Source organism: Corynebacterium sp. HMSC068G04 (assembly GCF_001814885.1).
In the GTDB taxonomy this organism is placed as follows: domain Bacteria; phylum Actinomycetota; class Actinomycetes; order Mycobacteriales; family Mycobacteriaceae; genus Corynebacterium; species Corynebacterium hiratae.
On record NZ_KV818292.1, the window covers coordinates 1 to 7,361 of the forward strand.

Sequence of the window (7,361 nt, forward strand, 5' to 3'; positions counted from 1 at the left end):
CGACGTGTCTACTTTCCGGGGGCCAGGCCCGTGTTCTGGGCAAGTCCCCATACGGCCACTCCCTGAAGAAATCTCCGAGCAGGCAATTGACCACAACAAGTCCGCTGGTGTCGTCAACTCTGTTCCTTTTAGCCACGCCACCCCGTCGGCGCCGGCTTCTTGGGCGCAGGCGTTGTGGCTGCCCTGCTCGGCGCCATCGCCGCATTCCTGCAGTCTGTCGGCGTGGTCAAGGCTGACTTCTCCGCTCTGCAGAAGATGTTCCGCTAAGCACTACAGCACTATGCACTAAAGGATGCGCTGAGCATTCAGCCCCCACGTAGGCCCTCCGCTTCGGAAGCGGAGGGCCTACTGCGCTTACTGGGAGGACTCCTCTAGGCAGTCATCCAGGAAGTCCATCAAGGTCGTAGCGTCATCGGATCGGAACAGTTCATCGAGGGCAAGGTTGAATTCCAGCCTTCTCGCATTAGGGATATTAAGTGCTGCGTAGCCATTGCTCATCAAGAGACCTGACGCCACAAGCCGTGCGGTTCGCTTGTTTCCATCGAAGTAAAACTGGCTACGCGTGGCAGAGCAGAAATAGGCCAACGCTTGCTCGACTGGGTTTTCAAGACCTTGAAGGGAGACCAGCAAATCGGCATGAGCTTCACCCAATTCATCAGCAGGGTCGAAAGGGATGAACCCGCCATCCATGAGCCGCACTCCACCGCCATCTCCCTCCACATGGCCTTCACCACGGAAAAGACCAGCGTCCAGGGCCTCGTTCCTTGCTAGCACGGCATGGAGTGCGTTACTGGTGGCTTTATCCACCGCACATTCCTCTTTGAGGACCAGCTCATGGAGCAGGTTGAAAGCTTCTGACAAGTCCAAGATCTGTTGCTGTTCAGCAAGCGCCTTTCCACCCACCGTGACGCCATCGAGCAACGTACGGACTTCTGGGAGGGTAAACGTGTTTCCTTCCAGCGCGGCGGCATTCCACACCAAGTCAGGAAGTTGCTTGGTTAATCGAAATAACGCACGGTCGGTCCCCAACTCCGAAACGTGCGGCCGCTCATGGTGTTCCCAGCTCACTCGGCTCGTTGCTCTTCTCATCACCTATGCCCCTCCCACATAGTTTTCTGCGCACGCATCGATAGCAAGCTGGTGCGGTGACACGTAGTGTATTCCTGATTCTTTTGTTGCGCCCGTTAGCTCTTCACCAGCGACAGGCACGAGGGTGATTCCTCCGGATACGTGCTCAGCACTCGCGCGAATCCGAGTGGGCAACGAGGGCACGATGTCTGCTGGATTTGTGCACCAGATCAATGTTGATTGAGGTTCTTCTTCACCTGCGATCTGCCCCGCGACTCGTTGCGCTGCAAATGCACCCGACAGCGCCCATGGTTGCCCGCTCGCATCAACCGCTGAGGCAAGCGTTATTGGATTTGACGGTAAGAAGTGGAGAGACCCGTGGCGGCCATATGGGTTGGAGGCCCACGCGGCCCGTTCCATGAGAGCCTGGTAGCTGCCACCGACGGCCGCAGCGTCACCCCACTGCACAAAGCGGTCAATCCAGGCTTTAACGTCTGGTTCTTCGCTGCTGAGCTCCCCCAGGAGAACTCGGGCGGCTGTCGCGGCGGCGGCATCGCTCATGCGGTGTACCTGTACGGAAACCTCGTATCCGAGCACGCGCATTACCTTCTCCAACCCGGCCAAGCTTGGTTGAGCTGCCCCACGCAACCACAGATTGAGCGTATTTCGTGACACTCCCGAGCGCCGCGAGATTTCGCTAAGGCTCAGCGGGCTTTTCTTGAGGAGTTGTACTGGGTCCATGGCCCTACTATAGCTAGCCGTCCTATCGATAGGACATCTGTCCTACTCATAGGACAGTCAGGCCGCCTACCAGCGACATGGCAACAGGGCCCCACGGTGTCCTATGATGAAGCAAATGAGCGCGGAGATTTATTCACTTCCCACAACGCCGTTGGTCACTACCGACATCGCCGAGCAGGGTCCCCGGATTTCACTGCGCCGGGGGAGCAACATCCTCATGCTGGAGCTGCCGGCTACCTACCCTGAAGCGGACCTGACGGACCCACGATGGGTAGTCAAGTCCCATTTCATCGATCGCCCCCACTCGGTGCGTGAATTCGCCACCGAAGAGCCGCTGGAAGTCGGCATCCCCGGGCCTTTTACCCGCATCGAGGTAACCCTGCGCGATGGCGATGAGGACCTCATCGAGACCGTCACCTTCACCGGCATCACCGATGAAGCACCCTTCATCGTCTATGACCGCACCACCCTCATCGCGCCGCAGGGCACGCTCGAGGATGCCGAGCCCCTCGGCATCTGGGCCGGCTGGGAAGTGGGACCGCTACCGGATCAGGTGAGGGTACCGCAGAGGGAACCGGTGGACGTCGCCAAGCACGGCGATTTCGAGTGGGACTTCGACGTCGCCACCCTGCCCAACGCCCGGGGCCTCGACAACGAGCCCGTGTTCACCAAGTCGCCGCGCGTGCACCTCATTGCGGAAGGGGAGTGGCGCATCGATCTCACCTATGCGCCCCTCGGCGGCGAACAGGAGGAGATTTCGGAGCAGACCTTCGACGCGGGCATCGCCGAGCCTTTCCCGGGTGACCTCTACGAAGACCCGTGGGTGGGCCGCTACAAGGTGTCGCTGTGGCACGACGAGGAGCTTGTCGACGTCCGCTTCATCTCCCTCGCCGAGGGCCTCCACATGCGCGCCACCAACGACGGTCCGCGCGGCATGGATTTCCGCATCATCGATGCTCTCGGCGCGCACTCGGCCTTCAGCTACACGTTAGCCTCCCCGCCGAAGAAACCCATCGCGTTGGAGAAGGGCCTGCGCACCCTCGAGGACACCGAGGTCTCGCGCCGCGAGGTGGTGGCCAGTGACGCCGGCTATGAGCTGGAATTCGATGTCTGGCCCGAGGCCCTGTTCAGCCGCGTCAAGCGCATCGGCCTGGAGCCCACCGAGCACTCCGATAAGCCGGTGATTTTTGCGGGCCAGCTTGATCAAGATGACATGTTCACCGTCCACTCCCCGCGCCCGCTCCCGCTGGCCAAGTTCGTCACCATTGACGGCCGCCAGAAGATCAAGGAGCTGGCCCGCACGTCGAAGACGACGCAAGCGGTCACCAGCCTCGCCGTGCCCAATGCCGCGCTGGCCAACGCCGTGCGCAAGCAGCCAACGGCGGAGCTTTTCCTCATGTGGTCCACGCTGTCCTATGAGGACTACCTGGACTCCCTTCCGGCGGAGGAGCGCGCGGCCCACCAGGCCCGCAGCTTGGAGCGGCGCATCGTGGAGTATGAAGCTTCCGCGTCCACCAGCCTGATTTACGCGGCGCTGGCAACCATCCGCAAGTCTCCCTTCGTCAGCCGCGGCCTCCTCGATGCCGATGCCAACATCGTTATCGAACAGAACGCTGAGCCGCCAGCAGAAGTAGTGGGTTGGGCCTGGCCATTGGCTGAACCAACAGTTGCACCGACCCAGCTCACCGCAACCGAGGACGGCTTCGAACTGCCCGCAGACCTCGCTGAGCAGGGCTCATTGCTTGTCGACGTCCGCGAGCTTCGCGCCTCCTCCAACCTCGCCGCCCCTGCACGCCCCTCCAGCGCCTCCATTGTGATCACACCGGAAGGCTCACCGGCGGCGCTCGCCTCAAAGGACTGGACTCCGGAACAGCTGTGGGGCACCTTCCGCGCCCTTCACGTGCTCTCACAGCGCAGCCCGAACCCGAAGCTGCAGGCGATGTTCGACAGCACAATCGACCGCCTGCGCGCCCAACCGGAGGACGCGCTCCACGCACTAGCGCGCACTGGCGTTAGCGTGAACCAGCAGGCCCGCTCGCTTGCGCGCACGCGCTTGTTCCACTCGCCGCTGGAGCCCACCGCCGAGTCGAGCGCCGATAGCTACCTGGATCTTCTGCTCGATCCTTCCGCCAGCGAGAACGCGGAGCTGAACGCCGTGCGTGAATCCGGCGCCGATGGCCTGACCCGCCCGATGCTGCTGAATGCAGCGACCATTCACAGCCCCACGCCGCCCGTCGATGACCTGATGGGGGAGGCTGGCCGCGTCGCCGCTCTGCGCGAGTGCTTTGCCAACAACGGCGCACTCGATGCGCTGGGCACCATCGAGCACCTGCGCAAGGACGCCACCGCACTGGCCTCGCTGGTGCAAAACGCGGGCGTTGACATGTCCGTCAGCCACACCCTCATCGCGCTGGGCGCCTTTGCCAGCGGAAATACGGCTGATGAGCTCAATGCCGCTGCGTGGATGCCTTACATCTCCTATGCCTTCGCCCTGGCGTCTCGCGCCGCGGCGAACGACATCATCATGGAAAGCCCCCTGCTCAAGGAGGACATGCCCATGCTTGCCGACGTCCTCCCTCTCGCCCCCCGCCTCTTCTTCTACGACCTCGTGACCGCCGAAGCTCTCTTCCGCGATCGCGACGTATAAGCGCGTGAGGTGTGCCACAATGAGTGAACATGAAGGTTATCTCCACGAACGTCGCTGTCCGCCGCCCCGAGCCGCACGGACGGCACGAGTACACGGGCATCGATAAGCAGCCGCGCCCCTTCCTCGACTTGGAGGTCCCCGGGCCCGCCTACGGTGACGGCTCCGGCGTGGTGGGGGATTCCATCGGTGACCACGCCCACCACGGCGGAGCCGAGAAAGCCGTCTACGCCTATGCCCGCGAGGAGCTTAACTACTGGGAGGGCACGCTCAACCGCGTTCTGCGTGACGGCTACTTTGGGGAGAACCTCACCACCGAGGGTATTTCCTGGCCGAATATGCTCATCAACCAGCGCATTCAGGTGGGGGAGTGCGTGCTCGAGGTCTCTATCCCGCGCCAGCCTTGCGCTACCTTCTCCGGCTGGATGGACGAGCCCGGCTGGCTCAAGTCCTTCACTGAGCGCGGCGATTGCGGCTCCTACCTTCGCATCATCGAGCCGGGCCGCATCAATCCCGGCGATGAGATTACGCTTATCGGCCGCCCCGACCATGACATCACCATGGGCATGGCCTTCGCCGCCAAGATGGGGGACAAGGAGCTAGCCCGGCGCGTCGTCGACGCCGGCTGCCTGGCCCCAGTCCACCACGATCAGCTGGTTAAGCGCCTGCAGCCCCGCGGTTAGCTAGCCATTCATAGGTTGTCGCTTGTGAACCGCGCGTGCCATCCATACGCACGAATCGTGCCTTCACCAGTGACTTCAGCGCATATCGGACCTGCGCTCGAGTAAGGTTTGTGGCTGTTTCTATTTCGCCGATAGACAGCGGTTGTGCCGCCGTACGCAGCGCCTCCGCTACGCGCGGGGCGTTAACACCCAGGCGTTCCAAGGTCACTGGTGCATCCACTCGTCGTTCCGGGCCGGTGCCTGATTCCTCCTTGCGTAGTGGCTCCCAGATACGGGCCTCTCCACGAGTGTCCGGCCGCCACATTTTCACCGTAAATTGCACGCCAGAATCTATCAGGTCAGGCTCCGGTAGTCCTTGCTCTCGCGCGGCATCCAGCATGAGCTGCACGCCGCCGCCTTCGCCCTCAATAACAAAAGAGCCATCGTCTGCTTTGAGATATCGGCACAGTCTATAGAGCCGCTGGTTAATCTCCTGGCGCGCCAGATCTCTCGACTTGAGCTGTTCAACCGTCAGATCCCGTAGGCCTCCTGGACTGGAGATAACCATCTTGTCCGGTAATAGGCGGACATCAATCGATTTACCCGCACCCAACGTATTTGGCCCAAGATCACGGTGCACCAATGCATTAGCCACGGCCTCTCGAATGGCCGGAAGGGGAAGTTCAGGAACTTCCACCATTGATCCGTCCTCTCGATATCGCCGTACGGCGGCTAAACGTTGCCTTACCCATCCCATTACCGAGTTCAACAGCACCGGAACGGGCCCCTCAAAGGTCTCCAACCCCAACACTCGCCCGTGCTTCGAACCATTTGGTAGCCTTTGCGCCACCGTTACTGCTAAGGAGGGAAAATGCCCTTGGGGATAGAAACCCAGCGCATACAGGCCAGCAAGCGTCAGCTCTCCAGTCGCGGTCGTCACCGCTAGCGCCCGTAAGACGTCCTCATCTTGAGTAAGTCCCGATAGTCGCCGATTCTTTTTCCGCGCCTGAACCAAGAAATCTTGCACCACGTCGCTATCTAGGTCTGCAAGGCTCGTGCCTTCCACAATCGTCGTGTCATAGGACACTGCCTCTTCGGCATGCAGCTTTGCCACGTCCATCATGCGCAGCTCCGAGGCACTCATACGGTAGTCCCCATCAGCCATTCGAAGATACGCTTCTCCCCTGTAGATAGCAGGCTTATCAATAATCGGAAGACCCGTAACCTCCGCAATCACGACATGCGTGCCATCTATTGCCACACTGTCGGTATGCACTGTGACTGGAGGGGTGATGGCATGACGCGCCTGCGAGGCCAGAGCAGCCTCCATCTCCGAAGGATTCTCAATGCCAGTGACAATGAATCCTTCCTTCTCATTGACACCGAGAATGATAAGGCCGCCACTCGGCATGTTTGCGAACGCGCACAATGTCTGCGGTAGAGAGTCCGGAATGCCCCCTTGAGCGGTTTTGACCTCGACTGTTGTTGAATCACCGCCGCGCAACTCAAGCTCAGCCAATAGCTCTCTCAGCTGATTCTCGGACCAATTGTTCACGATGAATACCCGCCCTCAATGTTAACAATGACGGCTCAATGCTAACTTCATTCCTCTTCAATGACAAGAGTTCTCATTGATCTTCCCATTGAGGTGTCATTGACATTCTCATTGAGGCCAAATTATGGCCCTGAAACCCCGTATGTTTAAGCTTTATCTAGCGCATAAACCGCAATGAGTGGTTGGATACGAGTTATCCAACCACTCATTTGCTGTCTGACGAATGGATAGCCTCTACAAGCCTCACTACGTTACCGAGAGCTGGATCCCCGAATCAGGCTCCGGCACTCCCCGGCGCGATAAGGCCGGAGGCCCTTTTTAGGTCTATGTCCCTGACCATCTTGTAAGTAAGGCATGGAGTTTTCCCCAGAGCTCACCAGCCGGGCAGCACGTATCGAGCGAGAGATATTGGATCTCAACCGTCATGCTGCTTCTGGCCAGTTGGAGTCTGTGGCCCGCTTACTCATGCGTTCTGAGGCGATTTCTTCCTCACGCATTGAAGGTATTGCACCCAACGTCGACAAGGCTGTCCTCGCGGAACTCGCCCAAAAGGAGGAAGTCCGCGGCTTTAAGGAAAGCGCGGAAGAGGTTGCGCGTAACCTCACCGTTCTGTGTTCCATTGAGAAGAGCTTTGCCACCGAACCAACATCTCCATCGGCCTGTTGCGACCGGCTATTTGGTAGCAGTGTCG

The 7,361-nt window shown here is 60.1% G+C and carries 6 protein-coding genes; 3 read left to right on the forward strand and 3 right to left on the reverse strand.

Translation table 11 applies throughout. The features are described from left to right. Positions 1–354 precede the first annotated feature (354 nt). Together HMPREF2993_RS01250 and HMPREF2993_RS13320 are read right to left on the reverse strand one after the other, a co-directional pair. Complete coding sequence (locus HMPREF2993_RS01250) at positions 355–1,068, reverse strand: Fic family protein (RefSeq protein WP_246822305.1); 714 nt, start codon at positions 1,066–1,068, stop codon at positions 355–357. A gap of 24 nt (positions 1,069–1,092) precedes the next feature. Then, positions 1,093–1,809 carry a helix-turn-helix domain-containing protein gene (locus tag HMPREF2993_RS13320; RefSeq protein ID WP_141758236.1) on the reverse strand — a complete coding sequence of 239 codons (717 nt, stop codon included), beginning with the start codon at positions 1,807–1,809 and terminating at the stop codon, positions 1,093–1,095. 115 nt (positions 1,810–1,924) lie between these two features. Between HMPREF2993_RS13320 and HMPREF2993_RS01260 the strand changes: the two genes are divergently transcribed. Further along, entirely contained in the window at positions 1,925–4,456 is a 2,532-nt protein-coding gene (locus tag HMPREF2993_RS01260; RefSeq protein ID WP_070700573.1) for a hypothetical protein, read from the forward strand. Positions 4,457–4,485: 29 nt separating this feature from the next. Continuing rightward, positions 4,486–5,136 carry an MOSC domain-containing protein gene (locus HMPREF2993_RS01265; protein WP_070700564.1) on the forward strand — a complete coding sequence of 217 codons (651 nt, stop codon included), beginning with the start codon at positions 4,486–4,488 and terminating at the stop codon, positions 5,134–5,136. Here HMPREF2993_RS01265 and HMPREF2993_RS01270 read toward each other — a convergent pair. Continuing rightward, positions 5,111–6,670, reverse strand: a complete 1,560-nt coding sequence (locus HMPREF2993_RS01270) for an ATP-binding protein (protein ID WP_062036601.1) — start codon at positions 6,668–6,670, stop codon at positions 5,111–5,113. The genes HMPREF2993_RS01265 and HMPREF2993_RS01270 overlap by 26 nt on opposite strands. A gap of 354 nt (positions 6,671–7,024) precedes the next feature. Between HMPREF2993_RS01270 and HMPREF2993_RS01275 the strand changes: the two genes are divergently transcribed. Next, positions 7,025–7,361: Fic/DOC family N-terminal domain-containing protein (locus HMPREF2993_RS01275; protein WP_070700567.1), on the forward strand; the 337-nt coding region annotated here is incomplete at its 3' end.

Coding starts and splice junctions, on each gene's coding strand:
- HMPREF2993_RS13320 (WP_141758236.1), bottom strand. CDS start 1,809: ATGGACCCAGTACAACTCCTCAAGAAAAGCCCGCTGAGCCTTAGCGAA.
- HMPREF2993_RS01260 (WP_070700573.1), top strand. CDS start 1,925: ATGAGCGCGGAGATTTATTCACTTCCCACAACGCCGTTGGTCACTACC.
- HMPREF2993_RS01265 (WP_070700564.1), top strand. CDS start 4,486: ATGAAGGTTATCTCCACGAACGTCGCTGTCCGCCGCCCCGAGCCGCAC.